Source organism: Streptomyces sp. NPDC051636 (genome assembly GCF_044453765.1).
GTDB lineage: Bacteria > Actinomycetota > Actinomycetes > Streptomycetales > Streptomycetaceae > Streptomyces.
In genome coordinates this window covers 307,453-324,110 of record NZ_JBITDA010000004.1, presented here as the reverse complement: position 1 = coordinate 324,110, position 16,658 = coordinate 307,453, and the positions used below count along the sequence as shown (strand labels likewise).

The window sequence follows — 16,658 nt, the reverse complement described above, 5'->3', positions numbered from 1 at the left end:
GATACACTAAGCTGCGCGGACGGTCTCTGGCTGGAGGTGCGGATGCGTCGCCCTGTCGCACGGAAACTGTCGGTTCTCGCGGTCTCGGCCGCCGTGGTGTCGGTGGGAGCGGCGGGGCCACCCTCCACCGCGGGCGCGGCCCCGGCGAAGGTCCCGGTCGCCGTCGGCTACGGCGGTGCCGTCGCCAGCGTCGACGCGGACGCCTCCGCCGCCGGCATCGAGGTGCTGAGGAAGGGCGGCAACGCCGTCGACGCCGCCGTCGCCACGGCCGCCGCGCTCGGCGTCACCGAGCCCTACTCCGCCGGCATCGGCGGAGGCGGCTACTTCGTCTACTACGACGCCAAGTCCCGCACGGTGCACACGATCGACGGCCGCGAGACCGCGCCGCTGACCGCTGACTCCCACCTGTTCGTCGAGAACGGCAAGCCCCTGGCCTTCGCCGACGCCGTCAGCAGCGGCCTGAGCGTGGGTACGCCCGGCACCCCCGCGACCTGGCAGACGGCACTGGACGAGTGGGGCAGCAAGAAGCTCGGCACGGTCCTGGGGCCCGCCGAGCGGATCGCCCGCGACGGTTTCACCGTCGACGACACCTTCCGCTCGCAGACGGCGTCCAACGAGACCCGCTTCCGCTACTTCCCGGCCACCGCCGAGCTGTTCCTGCCGAACGGAAAGCTCCCGGTCGTCGGCTCCACCTTCAAGAACCCCGATCTCGCCCGCACCTACGAGGAGCTGGCGAAGAAGGGCGTCGGCGCGATCTACCACGGCGACCTCGGCGAGGACATCGTCCACACCGTCAACAACCCGCCGGCCGACAGGGGTTCGGGCTGGAACGCCCGCCCCGGCAAACTGTCCGCCAAGGATCTCGCGGCCTACCGCGCCAAGCTGCAGGCGCCCACGAAGACCTCGTACCACGGCCTGAAGGTGTACTCCATCGCCCCCTCCTCCTCGGGCGGCACCACGGTCGGCGAGGCCCTCAACATCCTGGAGGACACGGACCTCACGAAGGCGAGCGAGGTGCAGTACCTGCACCACTTCACCGAGGCGAGCCGCATCGCCTTCGCCGACCGCGGGCGCTGGGTCGGCGACCCCGCCTTCGAGGACGTGCCGACCAAGCAGCTGCTGTCGCAGAAGTACGCCGACTCGCGTGCCTGCCTGATCGCGGACGACGCGGTCCTCACCAGCCCGCTCGCCCCGGGTGACCCGCGCCACCCGGCCGCCTGCGGCTCCGGCGGGACGGCGGCCCCGACCACGTACGAGGGGGAGAACACCACCCACCTCACCGTCGCCGACAAGTGGGGCAACGTCGTCTCCTACACGCTCACCATCGAGCAGACCGGCGGCAGCGCCATCACCGTGCCCGGCCGCGGGTTCATCCTCAACAACGAGCTGACCGACTTCTCCTTCGCCCCGGCCAACCCGGCCGTGCACGACCCGAACCTCCCGGGCCCCGGCAAGCGGCCCCGGTCCTCGATCTCGCCCACCATCGTGCTCGACAGGCACAACAAGCCGGTGGTGGCGCTGGGTTCACCCGGCGGCGCGACCATCATCACCACCGTGCTGCAGACCCTGACGGAGTTCCTCGACCGGCACCTTCCCCTGGTCGACGCCATCGCCGCACCCCGCGCCAGCCAGCGCAACGCGGCCAAGACCGAACTCGAACCAGCCCTCTACAACAGCGAGTTGCGCGGCAAGCTGGAGGCCATCGGGCACTCCTTCTCGCTCAACCCCGAGATCGGCGCGGCCACCGGCGTGCAGCGACTGCCGAACGGGGAGTGGCTGGCCGCCGCCGAGAAGGTACGGCGCGGCGGCGGCTCGGCGATGGTGGTGGCCCCGGCGCCGTAGGCCGGGCTCACAGCTCGGGGGCGGGCGGCCTCTCGGCCAGGTCCGCGGTACGGAACGCGAGCCGCCCGTCCTCCACGTCCACTGTCACGCGGCTGCCCTCCCCGATCCGGCTGTCGAGCAGCAGCCGCGAGAGCTGGTTGTCGACCTCGCGCTGGATGGTGCGGCGCAGCGGCCGGGCGCCGTACTCCGGCTCGTAGCCGCGCTCGGCGAGCCAGCCCACGGCCGCGTCGGTGAACTCGACCGTGACGCCCTGCGCGTGCAGGAGCCGGCGGGTCTTCTCCAGCAGCAGGTCGGTGATCCGCCGCAACTGGTCGGCGGTGAGCCGGCGGAAGACGACGATCTCGTCGATGCGGTTGAGGAACTCCGGCCGGAAGTGTTCGCGCAGCGGCCTGAGGATCCGCTCCCGCCGCGCCTCCTCGTCGGCCTCCTCGCCCGGCGGCCCGAACCCGACCCCGGCAGCGCGCCGGGTGATCGCCTCCGAGCCGAGGTTGCTGGTCATCACGATGACCGTGTTGGTGAAGTCCACCGTGCGGCCCTGCGAGTCGGTCAGCCGCCCGTCGTCCAGGACCTGCAGCAGGATGTTGAAGACGTCCGGGTGCGCCTTCTCCACCTCGTCGAGCAGCAGCAGCGAATACGGGTGCCGGCGCACCACCTCGGTGAGCTGGCCGGCCTCCTCGTGGCCGACGTACCCGGGCGGGGCGCCGACCAGGCGGGAGACGGTGTGCCGCTCCTGGTACTCGCTCATGTCCAGCCGGACCATCCGGTCCTCGCTGCCGAACAGCGCCTCCGCCAGCGCCCGGGCCAGCTCGGTCTTCCCGACACCGGTCGGGCCCAGGAACAGGAAGCTGCCGATCGGCCGGTCGGGGCTGGCCAGCCCGGCACGCGAGCGCAGCACCGCCTCGGCGACCACGCTCACCGCCTCGTCCTGGCCGACCACCCGCTGGTGCAGGTGCTCCTCCAGGCCCAGCAGCCGCTCCTTCTCCTCCTGCGTGAGACGGCTGACCGGGATGCCGGTCTGCCGGGACACCACCGCGGCGATGGCCTCGGCCGTCACCTCCAGGTGCTGGCCCTCGTCGGCCTCGTCGGTGCCGGTGGACTCCTCGATCCGCCGCTTCAGTTCGGTGATCCGGTCGCGCAGCTGCGTGGCCTGCTCGTACTGCTCGTCCGCGACGGCCTGGTCCTTGTCCCGTGTCAGCTGCTCGACCTCGCGCTCCATGGCGCGTACGTCCGTGCCCTTCGTCCGGGCACCCAGCCGCACCCGGGCGCCCGCCTGGTCGATCAGGTCGATCGCCTTGTCCGGCAGACGGCGGTCGGCGAGATAGCGGTCGGACAGCTCCACGGCGGCCACCAGCGCCTCGTCGGTGTAGCGGACCTGGTGGTGGGCCTCGTACCGGTCGCGCAGGCCGCGCAGGATCTCGATCGCGTCCGCGACCGTCGGCTCGGGCACCAGGATCGGCTGGAACCGGCGGGCCAGCGCCGCGTCCTTCTCGATGCGCCGGTACTCCTCCAGCGTGGTCGCGCCGACGACGTGCAGCTCGCCGCGGGCCAGCGCGGGCTTGAGGATGTTGGCCGCGTCCATCGCCCCGCCCTCGCCGCCACCACCGGCGCCGACGACGGTGTGCAGCTCGTCGATGAAGACGATCAGCCGGTCGGAGTGGGCGCGGATCTCGCCGACGATGTTGTTCAGCCGCTCCTCGAAGTCGCCGCGGAAGCGGGTGCCCGCGACCACCCCGGTCAGGTCCAGGGCGACGACGCGGCGTCCGAGGAGGACGTCGGGCACGTCCCCGTCGGCGATCCGCTGGGCCAGCCCCTCGACGACCGCGGTCTTGCCGACGCCCGCGTCACCGATCAGCACCGGGTTGTTCTTGCCGCGCCGGGAGAGCACCTCGATGGTCTGCTCGATCTCGTCGTCCCGCCCGATCACGGGGTCGATGCGTCCCTGCCGGGCCAGGTCGGTCAGGTCGCGGCCGTACTTGTCCAGCGTCGGCGTCGACGTGGGCCGCCGCCGCTCGGCGCGGGTCTGGGTGGCCTCCGGCGCCTCGGGCGGCATGCCGGAGGAGGAGGCGAACCGGGCCGCGTTCAGGATGTGCCCGGCGGCCGAGTCCGGGTTCGCGGCCAGCGCGCTGAGCACATGCTCCGGGCCGATGTAACCGGCACCGCGCGACCGGGCCAGGTCGTGCGCGTCCAGCAGGGCCCGCTTGGCGGCCGGGGTCAGGGACAGCGACGTCGGCGGCGGCGCCTCGCCCGGCGGATGCTGCACCGGGCCGGACCGCTCGTCGATCTCCGTGGCGAGCGAGTCCGGGTCCGCGCCCGCCCGGCTGAGCAGGCTCCGGGTGGGCTCGGCGGCGAGTGCCGCGCGCAACAGGTGCTGCGTGTCCAGGTCCCGGCTGCCGTGCTCGGCGGCGTACTGGGCGGCGCCGCGCACCATCTCCCTGGCCGGTTGGCTCAGCAGCCGGCCGATGTCGATCTGGCGGGGGCCCGGGTGGGGGCCGGCTCCGCCGAAGAAGCGGGCGAGGAATTCGCCGAAGGGGTCGCCCTCCGGGCCGATGAAGCCGCTGGTCATCGTTTCCGTTTCCTTCGCTGACGACTGGCTCCCGCCGGGTAACCGGGTTGGGGTGCGCTCATGCCACGATGACATGTTCTGTTTGGGGCGGCATGTTCGGAGTGTCTGCGGTTTGGGGGCGCCTGGTCGATTCGCGGGTGCTGCTTGACGGGGCTTGCCGGGTCCACGCGGCGGGGCCGCATATCGGTACGGCCCCGCGCCCTCGGAGGCTGTTCTACCGTTGCGTGAGAATGCGCGGGCCCGTCCGTGTGACGGCCACCGTGTGCTCCGCGTGGGCCGCGCGGGAGCCGTCGTTCGTGCGGAGGGTCCAGCCGTCGGGGGCCTCGTGGTAGCCGTCCGTTCCGCCTCCGATCAGCATGGGCTCGATGGCGAGGACCATGCCGTGGCGCAGGGGGAGGCCGCGGCCCGGGCGGCCCTCGTTCGGGACCGGCGGATCCTCGTGCATGCGGCGGCCGATACCGTGGCCGCCGAAGCCCTCGGGAATGCCGTAACCCGCCGCCCGGCACACCGTGCCGACGGCGTGGGCGATGTCGCCGATGCGGTTGCCGACGACCGCCGCCCCGATGCCCGCCGCCAGGGCGCGCTCGGCGGTCTCGATGAGGCGCAGGTCCGCCGGGCGCGGGCGGCCCACGGTGAAGCTGATCGCCGAGTCGCCGGCCCAGCCGTCCAGTTGGGCGCCGCAGTCGATGGAGACCAGGTCGCCGTCGCGCAGACGGTAGCGGTTCGGGATGCCGTGCACGATCGCGTCGTTGACCGAGGCGCAGATGACCGCGGGGAAGGGTGTCGGGGCGAAGGAGGGGCGGTAGCCGAGGAACGGCGACGAGGCACCCGCCTCGCGCAGCACCTCGCGGGCCACCTCGTCCAGTTCCAGCAGAGTGACACCGACGTCCGCGGCCTCCCGTACGGCCGTCAGGGCCCGCCCGACGACCTGGCCCGCCGCGTGCATCGCGTCGATCGACGTGTCTGTCTTCAGCTCCACCATGCCAATTACTATACCGGTATTAGAATGACGGCATGGTGCGCACCCCTCTCACTCCTGAAGAACGCGAACGCGGCGAGCGGCTCGGGCGGTTGCTCCGCGAGGCGCGCGGCGCCCGGAGCATGACGGACGTCGCCGCCGTGGCGGGCGTCTCGGCCGAGACCCTCCGCAAGATCGAGACCGGCCGGGCCCCGACCCCGGCGTTCTTCACGGTGGCCGCGCTGGCCCGGGCGCTCGGGCTGTCGATGGACACGCTGGCCGAGCTGTGCACGCCGGCCGTGGTGTGACGCGCAACGGTCAAGATCGCGTAATGAGGCACTCGCACTCCCGTGGAAAACTGTGCGTAGCACCCCTGTAACACACCTGGTGTTGCCTACGGAACCGGAGCGCTCCGGTCTGGCGGGAGTTGGGCGATGGCTGTTGATCAACTCCCTGGGAGCATGCGGGAGTTCGCGAACTACCTGGACGGTCTGCTGGCACACCTGGATCAGGGCGGCGGCTGGTGCGGGGTGTTCTGGCAGCGCGATCCCGACGGCATGCGGGCCTGCCTCGACGGGCGGGAGGTGCCGCCGTGGGACGTGGTGGAGGCGCTCCTGCAGGACCTCGCGGTGGCGTACGGTGCCGCGGCGGCGGGCGCAGAGAAGGAACGGGCCCGCGTTCTGCACGCGGCCGCCCTCGCCGCCTGCGACGCCCGGCCCGGCGCCCGGGACGCACTGGGCGACCGGCTCGACGTGATGCTGCGCGAGCAGCGGTACGCCGCCGAGCGGCTGGCCGGACTGGGCCGGCTGCTCGAGTCGGCCACCACCCGCGAGGAGGCCGACGCCCTCCGCCGCGACCTCGCCTGGGCCCGCGACGACCACGAACGCGCCACCGCGCGGTGCGCGGAACTCCGGTCCCGGATAACCGGCCTGGAGCAGCGGGCGATGCGCGGTACGGCGGCCGACCGGCGGGGCACCGAGGGCGGTGTGCTCCGGGTGGGGGACGGGTTCCGGCAGGGGCGGTCCGAGGGGCCCTCGGCCGGGCCGGGAGGCACCGGGCCGGCCGCGAGCGGCCATGCGTCCGGTGGACCGCTGCGCATGCCGTCGGCACGGACCGGGTCGGGCCCCACCACCTCCGACCGTTCCGAGGACGGGCCCTCTCGCGTCCCGGGCGATGCCCCGCAGTCCGGCGCCCCGGACGGCACCCTCCACGACCACGGCACACCGGTCCCCACTCCCCGTACTCCCGGGGCCGCCCCGCGGGCCGCCGCCGACCCCGCCGCGCGAGCCTCCGCCTTCGACCCCTTCCGGGGCGCTGCCCAGGCGCCGCCCGCCGGTCACGAGCACCCCGCGCGGCCCCGGCCCACCGGGACCGACGGCCCGCCCCCCGCACCGGCCGCGCAGCCCGCCCCCGCGCCCGAACCCACCAGGCAACGCAAGCGCCGCCGAGGCAGTGCCCGCTTCGCCGGGATGGCCGAGGACGAGGTCCCGCCGACCGCCGTACCGCAGGCCCCGGCGCCACCGCCGGCCGCCGAGCCGGGGCCCGCCGGCCGTCGTACCCCGCGCGGTGCCCGGTTCGCCCGAGCCGCCGAGGACGTTCCGTCGCACGAACCGCGGGCCGAGCCGGTGGACGCGGAGGCGGGGCGGGCCGTCGCGGGGGCCGTGGAGGCGCTCGTACGGCTGCGCGCCGAGGGGCGCAGCGGCGAGGCGCACGCGCTGCTGATCGAGGTGGCGTACTGGCCCGCCACCCGTTTCCCGCTGCTCGCGGACGGGCTCCAGCGTGCCGGGCTGGGCGCCGACTGGGCGACCCTGCTGTGGGAGGCCGCCTCGCTGCCCGCCGACCGGCTGGTCGCCGCGGCCGACGCGCTGGATGCGGCGGGACGGTCCGCCGACGGGGAGCAGATCCTGCGGCAGGGCGTCGCCCGGCCGGCCGCCGAGATCGGCGAGGCGGTGCTCGCGCTGGACACCGAGGGCCGCGGGCGCGAGGTGCGGGCCCTGCTGGACGCCTACGTGCGCGTCCGCACCCCGGAGGAGGCCGCCCGCAGTGTCGCCGCCGACCCCCGGCGTCTCGTACCGTTGCTGCTGGAGGCCGCGCGGGGCGTCTCGGAGGAGCGCCACTGGGACCTGCTCCACGCCGTCCGCGTCGCCGGTTTCACCGCCTGACCGTCATCCCCGCCCGCCGGTGCCGATCACCCACTGGAGTGCGAAACGCGATCGACTCAGCGGGTTGACGACGATGGTCTTGGCAAGGCCGTCCGGCAGGCTTACGTTCGTCCCTCTACGGCCTGCGTCTACGGGCGTAGAGGGATGAACGTCCCGTCGAAGGAGCAGCTCATGGCGAACGTCGTCCGCGCCGCACTGGTCCAGGCCACCTGGACCGGGGACACCGCGTCCATGGTGGCGAAACACGAGGAGCACGCCCGCGAGGCGGCCCGGCAGGGCGCCAAGGTGATCGGGTTCCAGGAAGTCTTCAACACCCCCTACTTCTGCCAGGTCCAGGAGCCGGAGCACTACCACTGGGCCGAGCCGGTCCCCGACGGGCCGACCGTCAGTCGTATGCGGGAACTGGCCCGCGAGACCGGCATGGTGATGGTCGTCCCGGTGTTCGAGATCGAGCAGTCCGGGTTCTATTACAACACCGCGGCCGTGATCGACGCCGACGGCTCCTACCTCGGCAAGTACCGCAAGCACCACATCCCGCAGGTCAAGGGCTTCTGGGAGAAGTACTACTTCAAGCCGGGCAACCTCGGCTGGCCCGTCTTCGACACCGCCGTCGGCAAGGTCGGCGTCTACATCTGCTACGACCGGCACTTCCCGGAGGGCTGGCGGCAACTCGGCCTGAACGGCGCCCAGCTCGTGTACAACCCGTCCGCCACCCACCGCGGGCTCTCCTCCCACCTGTGGCGGCTGGAACAGCCGGCGGCGGCCGTCGCCAACGAGTACTTCGTCGCCGCGATCAACCGGGTCGGCGTCGAGGAGTACGGCGACAACGACTTCTACGGCACGAGCTACTTCGTCGACCCGCGCGGCCAGTTCGTCGGCGCGACCGCCGGCGACAGCAAGGAGGAACTCCTCGTCCGCGACCTCGACTTCGATCTCATCGAAGAGGTGCGGCAGACGTGGGCGTTCTACCGCGACCGCCGCCCCGACGCCTACGAAGGGCTGGTGCGGCCGTGACCAAGGACCTGCTGGGCCGCCACCGGGCCGTCCTCCCGGACTGGCTCGCCCTCTACTACGAGGACCCGATCGAGATCACGCACGGCGAGGGCCGGTACGTCTGGGACGCCGACGGCAACCGGTACCTCGACTTCTTCGGCGGCATCCTCACCACGATGACCGCGCACGCGCTGCCCGAGGTGACGAAGGCGGTGAGCGAGCAGGCCGGGCGGATCATCCACTCCTCCACCCTCTACCTCAACCGGCCGATGGTCGAACTCGCCGAGCGGATCGCCCAGTTGAGCGGCATCCCGGACGCCCGCGTCTTCTTCACCACCTCCGGCACCGAGGCCAACGACACCGCCCTGCTGCTCGCCACCGCCTACCGGCGCAGCAACACGATCCTGGCGATGCGCAACAGCTACCACGGCCGCTCCTTCAGCGCGGTCGGCATCACCGGCAACCGCGGCTGGTCCCCGACCTCGCTGTCCCCGCTGCAGACCCTGTACGTCCACGGCGGTGTCCGCACCCGCGGCCCGTACGCCGGGCTGAGCGACGCCGACTTCATCGCCGCCTGCGTCGAGGACCTGCAAGACCTCCTCGGCCACACCCGCCCGCCCGCCGCGCTGATCGCCGAGCCCGTCCAGGGCGTCGGCGGCTTCACCTCCCCGCCCGACGGCCTGTACGCCGCCTTCAGTGAGGTCCTGCGCGAGCGGGACGTCCTCTGGATCGCCGACGAGGTGCAGACCGGCTGGGGCCGCACCGGCGACCACTTCTGGGGCTGGCAGGCGCACGGCCAGAGCGGACCGCCCGACATCCTCACCTTCGCCAAGGGCATCGGCAACGGCATGTCCATCGGCGGTGTCGTCGCCCGCGCCGAGATCATGAACTGCCTGGACGCCAACAGCATCTCGACGTTCGGCGGCACCCAGATCACCATGGCGGCGGGGCTCGCCAACCTCGCGTACCTCCTCGAACACGACCTCCAGGGCAACGCCCGGCGCGTCGGCGGGCTGCTCATCGAGCGGCTGCGGGCCGTCGCCGCCCAGCTGCCCGGCGTACGGGAGGTACGCGGGCGCGGACTGATGATCGGCGTCGAGCTCGTCAGGCCCGGCACCGACCGGGCCGACCCCGAGGCCGCCGCCGCGGTGCTGGAGGCGGCCCGCGCGGACGGGCTGCTCCTCGGCAAGGGCGGCGGCCACAACACCAGCGCCCTGCGCATCGCACCACCGCTGTCCCTGACCGTCGCGGAGGCGGAGGAGGGCGCCGCGATCCTCGAACGCGCTCTGAGGAGCACCCGGTAGCACGGACCCGGCCGCGCCCAGCGGCACTTGAGCAAGGGAACAAGGCCATGGCCACCACCACCTTCGAGACCCTTCAGGCCCTGGAACCCGCCCTGTCGGTCCGCCAGGTCCTCACCCTGGAGCGGGTGCTCGCCGGGGAGCCGGAGGTGGTGGCCGGCGCCGGCCAGCTCGACCGGCCCGTGCGCTGGGTGCACGTCGCCGAGGCCCCCGACGTCGGCGTCATGCTCAGCGGCGGCGAGATGGTGCTCACCACCGGCGTGCTGCTCGCCGGTGACGAGGGCAAGCAGGCCGAGTACATCCAGTCGCTGCACCGCGCGGAGGCCGCGGCCGTCGTGCTGGGCCTGGGCCGAGCCTTCCCGGCCCCGCCGGACGTGATGCGCCGGGCCGCCGAGCGGTGCGGGCTGCCCCTGGTCGTCCTGCACCGGCCGTTCCCGTTCGCCGAGCTGACCGAGGAGGTGCAGTCCAGGCTCGTGCGGCGGAAGTTCGCCGCCGTGAGCCTGTCGGAGGCCGTACGCACCGCCTTCACCGGGCTGATCACCGCGGGCGCCCCGCTGCAACGGCTGCTCGACGAGGTGGCCCAGCACAGCGGCTGCCCCGTCGTGGTCACCAACCTCGCCCACCGCGTCCTGGCCACGGCGGGGGAGCGGTCCGCGGTGGACGACGTGCTGCGCGACTGGGAGCGCATCGCCCGGCAGGCCGGCGGCAGCGAGGGCGACGGCTGGATCCGCGCCGACCTGGCCGGGCGCGGGGAGCGGTGGGGCTGGATCATGCTGTGCGGATACCGGGGGGACACCGCCACCGGGCGGCTGCTCGCCGACCGCGCCGCCGAGGCCCTCGTCCTGCACCGCATGCTCGGCGGCGGCTCCGCCCACACCTGGGAGGAACAGTCCGCGCAGAGCCTGCTGACCGACCTGGTCTCCGGCGTCGTACCCGCGCGACAGCTGCTGCCCCGGGCGCGCGCGGCCGGGCTGCCGGTCAACCGGCGCACCTTCGTGCCGCTGGTCGTCCGGGACGCGGAGCCGGCCCAACTCGACCGTTTCCTGAGGCTGCTGGGCCTTCCCGGACTCGTCGCCGAGCTCGCCGACGGTGCCACCGCCGTCCTGCTCAGCCTCGCCCGGGACCAGGACGCCGAGGCGCTCACGGCGCACTTCGCGGCCCGGCTGCGCACCGAGTCCGGGGTGGCCCCCGCCGTGGTCGCCGCCGCCGACCCGCGGACCGTCTGGGACGACGTACCCGCCGGCCTGCGCGAGGCCCAGCACGTCGCCGACGCCGTGGCCGACGCCTCGGCCGTCCTCGACCTCCCGGCCGTCGTCCGCCTCAGGGACGTCCACCTGCGCGGCCTGATCCGGCTGCTGCGCGACGACCCGCACGTGCAGTCCTTCGCCGAGCGGGAGCTGGACGGGCTGTTGTGCGGCGCCGGCCAGGACCTGCTGAACGTCCTGCGCACCTACCTCGCCACCGGCCGCAACAAGTCCCGCACCGCCCAGCTCCACCACGTCTCCCGGCCCGCGCTCTACCGCCGCCTGGAGGCGATACAGACGCGGCTCGGCGTCGACCTGGACGACTTCGAGCAGGCGGCCTCGGTGCACATCGCGCTCCTCGCGCACGACGCGCAACAGGGGTGAAACATGGAACGACCTGGGAAAACGGCGGTGAAACATGGGCCGGGCAACACGTGACACGGTGGCACGCCGCCCGCCCGCAGACGTGACACGCTGCCACTCAATCCAGCTCTTGAGGCTTTCTAGGCTCGCCGCACACCGAGCGACCGGAGGTCCCGATGAGCAGAGTGATCCGTGCCGCCCTCTTCCAGACCGCCTGGACCGGCGACAAGGAATCGATGATCCAGGTACACGAGCAGGCGGCCCGCGACGCGGCCGCGCAGGGTGCTCAGGTCCTGTGCTTCCAGGAACTGTTCTACGGGCCCTACTTCTGCCAGGTGCAGGACAAGGCGTTCTACGAGTACGCCGAGCAGATCCCCGAGGGTCCGATCGTGCGGCGCTTCCAGGCCCTCGCCAGGGAACTCGGCCTGGTCCTCATCCTGCCGATGTACGAGGAGGAGCAGCCCGGCGTCCTCTACAACACGGCGGCCGTGCTCGACGCCGACGGCTCCTACCTCGGCAAGTACCGCAAGCACCACATCCCCCAAGTCCCCGGGTTCTGGGAGAAGTTCTACTTCCGCCCCGGCAACGCCGGCTGGCCCGTCTTCGACACCGCCGTCGGGAGGATCGGCGTCTACATCTGCTACGACCGGCACTTCCCGGAGGGCTGGCGCGCCCTGGGCCTGGAGGGCGCCGAGATCGTCTTCAACCCGTCGGCGACCTCGCGCGGCCTGTCCCGCTACCTGTGGCAGCTGGAGCAGCCGGCGGCGGCCGTCGCCAACGAGTACTTCGTCGGCGCGATCAACCGGGTCGGCGTGGAAGACCTGGGCGACAACGACTTCTACGGCACGAGCTACTTCGTCGACCCGGAGGCCCAGTTCGTCGGCGAGGTGGCGAGCGACAAGGAGACCGAACTCGTCGTCCGCGACCTGGACCTGGCCGAGCTGCGCGATGTCCGCGACCGCTGGCAGTTCTACCGGGACCGCCGTCCCGAGGCGTACTCCCCGCTGACCGCTCCGTAGCCGACCGGAACACCCGCCGGTCCGGAGCACGAGGGCCGGACCGGCGGTACCCACCGACCCGCAGGAGCCCAGCCTTGACCACGGTAGGAGAGGGAGCATGAGCCGTACCGTCATCCGCGGTGGCCTCGTCATCACCGCGTCCGACGAGATCCATGCCGACGTCCTGATCGAGGACGGCCGCATCGCCGCCCTCGCCGCATCCGGCACCCCGGCCGCCGAGGCCTTCACCGCCGGGCGAAGCGAGACGGGGGCACCCCCGCCCGGAGGGTGGGGGAGGGTCATCGACGCCACCGGGAAGTACGTCATCCCGGGCGGGGTCGACGGCCACACCCACATGGAACTGCCGTTCGGCGGCACCTTCGCCTCCGACACCTTCGAGACCGGCACCCGGGCCGCCGCCTGGGGCGGCACCACCACCATCATCGACTTCGCGGTGCAGAGCGTCGGCCACTCCCTGCGCGAGGGCCTGGACGCCTGGCACGCCAAGGCCGAGGGCAACTGCGCCGTCGACTACGGCTTCCACATGATCGTCTCCGACGTGAACCAGGACACGCTGAAGGAGATGGACCTGCTGGTGGAGGAGGGCGTCACCTCCTTCAAGCAGTTCATGGCCTACCCGGGCGTCTTCTACAGCGACGACGGCCAGATCCTGCGCGCCATGCAGCGCTCCGCCGAGAACGGCGGGCTGATCATGATGCACGCCGAGAACGGCATCGCCATCGACGTGCTGGTGGAGCAGGCACTGGCGCGCGGGGAGACGGATCCGAGGTATCACGGGGAGGTCCGCAAGGCCCTGCTGGAGGCCGAGGCCACCCACCGCGCCATCAGGCTCGCCCAGGTCGCGGGCGCCCCGCTGTACGTCGTGCACGTCTCGGCGACGGAGGCGGTCGCCGAGCTGGCCCGGGCGCGCGACGAGGGGCTGAACGTCTTCGGCGAGACCTGCCCGCAGTACCTGTTCCTGTCCACCGACAACCTCGCCGAGCCGGACTTCGAGGGCGCGAAGTACGTGTGCTCGACGCCCCTGCGCCCCAAGGAGCACCAGGCCCAGCTGTGGAAGGGCCTGCGCACCAACGACCTCCAGGTCGTCTCCACCGACCACTGCCCCTTCTGCTTCACGGGCCAGAAGGAACTCGGCCGCGGCGACTTCTCCAAGATCCCCAACGGTCTGCCGGGCGTCGAGAACCGCATGGACCTGCTCCACCAGGCCGTGCTGGACGGGAACATCTCCCGCCGCCGCTGGATCGAGATCGCCTGCGCCACCCCGGCGCGGATGTTCGGCCTGTACCCGAAGAAGGGCACCATCGCCCCGGGCGCCGACGCCGATGTCGTCATCTACGACCCGCACGCCGAGCAGGTGATGTCCGCCGAGACGCACCACATGAACGTCGACTACTCGGCGTACGAGGGCAAGCGCGTCACCGGCCGCGTCGAGACCGTGCTCTCGCGCGGCGAACTCGTCATCACCGAGCGGGAGTACACCGGACGTGCCGGCCACGGCGTCTACACCCCGCGCTCCACCTGCCAGTACCTCCACTAGGAAGGGCGCCATGGACTTCGGACTCGTCCTGCAGACCGACCCGCCGGCCTCGCGCGTCATCAGCCTGATGCAGCGGGCCGAGCGCAACGGCTTCACCCACGGCTGGACCTTCGACTCCGCCGTGCTGTGGCAGGAGCCGTTCGTGATCTACAGCCAGATCCTGTCGAACACCTCGACGCTGAAGGTCGGCCCGATGGTCACCAACCCGGGCACCCGCACCTGGGAGGTCACCGCCTCCACCTTCGCCACCCTCAACGACATGTTCGGCAACCGCACCGTCTGCGGTATCGGCCGCGGCGACTCCGCCATGCGCGTCGCCGGCCGCAAGCCCAACACCCTTGCCCGCATCAGCGAGGCCATGAAGGTCATCCGGGCGCTCGGCCGGGGCGAGGAGGCCGACCTCGGCGGCACGGTGATCAGGTTCCCGTGGATCAAGCCGGGCGCCGAACTGCCCGTGTGGATGGCCGCGTACGGCCCCAAGGCGCTGAAGATGACCGGCGAGGAGGCCGACGGGTTCATCCTTCAGCTCGCCGACCTGTATCTGACCGAGTACATGGTGAAGGCCGTCAAGGACGCGGCGGTCGCCGCCGGGCGTGACCCGTCCGAGGTGCGGATCTGCGTCGCCGCCCCGGCGTACGTCACCGAGGACGACTCGCCCGAGGCGCTCGCCCACGCGCGCGAGCAGTGCCGGTGGTTCGGCGGCATGGTCGGCAACCACGTCGCCGACCTGGTCACCAAGTACGGCGAGCACTCCGCGGCCGTACCCGACGAACTCACCGACTACATCAAGGCCCGCCAGGGCTACGACTACGCCCACCACGGGCGCAGCGGCAACCCCGACACCCAGTTCGTCCCCGACGAGATCGTCGACCGGTTCTGCCTCATCGGCCCGGTCGAGAAGCACATCGAGAAGCTGAACGCCCTGCGCGAGCTGGGCGTCGACCAGTTCGCGGTGTACGACATGCACGACGCGCAGGAAGCGGTCATCGACGCCTACGGGGCGACGGTGATTCCCACGGTCAACTCCTGACCCCGCCCCGTTCCCTCCCCGAGCCCCCCACTCCTGGTCACCCCTCCCCGCCGTCCCCGGGGAGGGGCGAATGCCCGCACGGCCTCTCCCGTCCCACCTCATTCGATTGGCCTGCCCATGACCGACACCGCTCCCACGGCCATACCGCCGACCTCTCAAGTCACCCTCGCCGACGGCCGGGTGGAGATCGCCCCCGGTGCGCCGCGGCCCAGCGGCCCCTACGCCAACGAGGACCTGCTCCCGGTCCCGGTGGCGAGGCGCACCTGGACCACGTACAACTTCTCCGCGCTGTGGGTCGGCATGGCCCACAACACGGCCTCCTGGACCCTCGCCTCCGGGCTGATCGCGGTGGGCATGGACTGGAAGCAGGCGGTGTTCACCATCGCCCTGGCCAACCTGATCGTGCTCGTGCCGATGCTGCTCACCGGGCACGCGGGACCGAAGTACGGCATCCCCTTCCCGGTCTTCGCCCGCGCCTCCTTCGGCGTGCGCGGCGCCAACCTGCCCGCCGTCGTAAGGGCGTTGGTGGCGTGCGGCTGGTTCGGCATCCAGACCTGGATCGGCGGCGAGGCCATCTACTTCCTCGCCGGGAAGCTGATCGGGGACAGCTGGTCGAACGCCTCGCACATCGGCGGCTACGCCTGGACCATGTGGCTGTCGTTCGCGATCTTCTGGGCGATCCAGGTGGCGATCATCTACCGGGGCATGGAGACGATCCGCCGCTTCGAGAACTGGGCGGCACCGTTCGTGCTGGTCGGCGCCTTCGTGATGCTGTGGTGGATGAGCAGCAGGGCCGGCGGTCTCGGCCCGCTCTTCGACCAGCCGTCCAAGCTCGGCTGGGGCGGCAGCTTCTGGAAGCTGTTCTGGCCCTCCCTCATGGGCATGATCGGCTTCTGGTCCACGCTGTCGCTGAACATCCCGGACTTCACCCGCTACGGCAGGAGCCAGAAGGCGCAGACCTGGGGCCAGGCGCTCGGCCTGCCGACCACGATGACGCTCTTCGCCTTCCTCTCCGTGCTGGTGACCTCCGGCTCGCAGGCGGTGTACGGCAAGCCGATCTGGGACCCGGTCCAGCTGGCCGCCCGGACCGACAGCGTGGTGGGCCTGCTGTACGCGCTGGTGACCGTGCTGGTGGCGACCCTGTCGGTGAACATCGCGGCCAACCTGGTCTCGCCGGCCTTCGACTTCTCCAACATCGCGCCGCGGAAGATCAGTTTCCGCACCGGCGCCCTCGCCACCTGCGTGCTCGGCGTGCTGATCTTCCCCTGGAAGCTGTACTCCGACCCGCAGGGCTACATCTTCACCTGGCTCGGCCTGGTCGGCGGCCTGCTCGGCACGGTCGCCGGCATCCTCGTCGCCGACTACTGGATCCTGCGCCGCACCCGCCTGGACCTGACCGACCTGTACCGCACCGGCGGCCGGTACTGGTACGACGGCGGCTGGAACTGGCGGGCGGTCGTCGCCTTCGTGGCCGGCGGCGTGCTGGCCGTCGGCGGCGCCGGCTTCAAACCACTGATCGACGGCCGGCCCATCCCGGCGCTGTCCTCGCTGGCCGACTACGGCTGGGCCGTGGGCCTGGGCACGTCGCTGGTGCTGTATCTGGGGCTGACGCTGCTGACCGGGCGGAAGGAGACCGGGCGCTGACG

The 16,658-nt window shown here is 72.2% G+C and carries 12 protein-coding genes; 10 read left to right on the top strand and 2 right to left on the bottom strand.

Features of this window, described 5'->3' with window-relative positions:
- Positions 1 to 42 precede the first annotated feature (42 nt).
- Positions 43 to 1,842, top strand: a complete 1,800-nt coding sequence (gene ggt, locus ACIBBH_RS11115) for a gamma-glutamyltransferase (RefSeq protein ID WP_399403948.1) — start codon at positions 43 to 45, stop codon at positions 1,840 to 1,842.
- A 7-nt stretch (positions 1,843 to 1,849) separates the two neighbouring features.
- Here ggt and ACIBBH_RS11110 read toward each other — a convergent pair whose 3' ends face one another.
- Positions 1,850 to 4,405: an ATP-dependent Clp protease ATP-binding subunit gene (locus ACIBBH_RS11110; RefSeq protein WP_399403947.1), complete on the bottom strand. Its 2,556-nt coding sequence runs from the start codon at positions 4,403 to 4,405 to the stop codon at positions 1,850 to 1,852.
- Positions 4,406 to 4,619: 214 nt separating this feature from the next.
- Complete coding sequence (gene map / locus ACIBBH_RS11105) at positions 4,620 to 5,387, bottom strand: type I methionyl aminopeptidase (RefSeq protein WP_399403946.1); 768 nt, start codon at positions 5,385 to 5,387, stop codon at positions 4,620 to 4,622.
- A gap of 32 nt (positions 5,388 to 5,419) precedes the next feature.
- On the opposite strand from map, the gene ACIBBH_RS11100 reads away from it, so the two are divergent.
- From ACIBBH_RS11100 to ACIBBH_RS11060, 9 genes are all read left to right on the top strand, one after another.
- Complete coding sequence (locus ACIBBH_RS11100; RefSeq protein WP_399403945.1) at positions 5,420 to 5,671, top strand: helix-turn-helix domain-containing protein; 252 nt, start codon at positions 5,420 to 5,422, stop codon at positions 5,669 to 5,671.
- Positions 5,672 to 5,797: 126 nt separating this feature from the next.
- A complete protein-coding gene (locus ACIBBH_RS11095) occupies positions 5,798 to 7,525 on the top strand; it encodes a hypothetical protein (protein WP_399403944.1) in 1,728 nt (575 codons plus the stop codon).
- A 171-nt stretch (positions 7,526 to 7,696) separates the two neighbouring features.
- Complete coding sequence (locus tag ACIBBH_RS11090) at positions 7,697 to 8,539, top strand: nitrilase-related carbon-nitrogen hydrolase (RefSeq protein WP_399403943.1); 843 nt, start codon at positions 7,697 to 7,699, stop codon at positions 8,537 to 8,539.
- On the top strand, positions 8,536 to 9,822 hold the full coding sequence (locus ACIBBH_RS11085; protein WP_399403942.1) for an aspartate aminotransferase family protein: 1,287 nt from the start codon (positions 8,536 to 8,538) through the stop codon (positions 9,820 to 9,822). Before ACIBBH_RS11090 ends, ACIBBH_RS11085 begins: the two co-directional genes overlap by 4 nt.
- A 47-nt stretch (positions 9,823 to 9,869) precedes the next feature.
- The gene (locus ACIBBH_RS11080; RefSeq protein ID WP_399403941.1) at positions 9,870 to 11,447 is read left to right on the top strand and encodes a PucR family transcriptional regulator; all 1,578 of its coding nucleotides are present in this window, start codon (positions 9,870 to 9,872) and stop codon (positions 11,445 to 11,447) included.
- Positions 11,448 to 11,602: 155 nt separating this feature from the next.
- Positions 11,603 to 12,445 carry a nitrilase-related carbon-nitrogen hydrolase gene (locus ACIBBH_RS11075; RefSeq protein WP_399403940.1) on the top strand — a complete coding sequence of 281 codons (843 nt, stop codon included), beginning with the start codon at positions 11,603 to 11,605 and terminating at the stop codon, positions 12,443 to 12,445.
- Positions 12,446 to 12,542: 97 nt separating this feature from the next.
- On the top strand, positions 12,543 to 13,982 hold the full coding sequence (hydA, locus tag ACIBBH_RS11070) for a dihydropyrimidinase (RefSeq protein ID WP_399403939.1): 1,440 nt from the start codon (positions 12,543 to 12,545) through the stop codon (positions 13,980 to 13,982).
- Positions 13,983 to 13,992: 10 nt separating this feature from the next.
- Positions 13,993 to 15,012, top strand: a complete 1,020-nt coding sequence (locus tag ACIBBH_RS11065) for a TIGR03842 family LLM class F420-dependent oxidoreductase (protein ID WP_399403938.1) — start codon at positions 13,993 to 13,995, stop codon at positions 15,010 to 15,012.
- Positions 15,013 to 15,129: 117 nt separating this feature from the next.
- The gene (locus tag ACIBBH_RS11060; RefSeq protein WP_399403937.1) at positions 15,130 to 16,656 is read left to right on the top strand and encodes an NCS1 family nucleobase:cation symporter-1; all 1,527 of its coding nucleotides are present in this window, start codon (positions 15,130 to 15,132) and stop codon (positions 16,654 to 16,656) included.
- Positions 16,657 to 16,658: the final 2 nt, after the last annotated feature.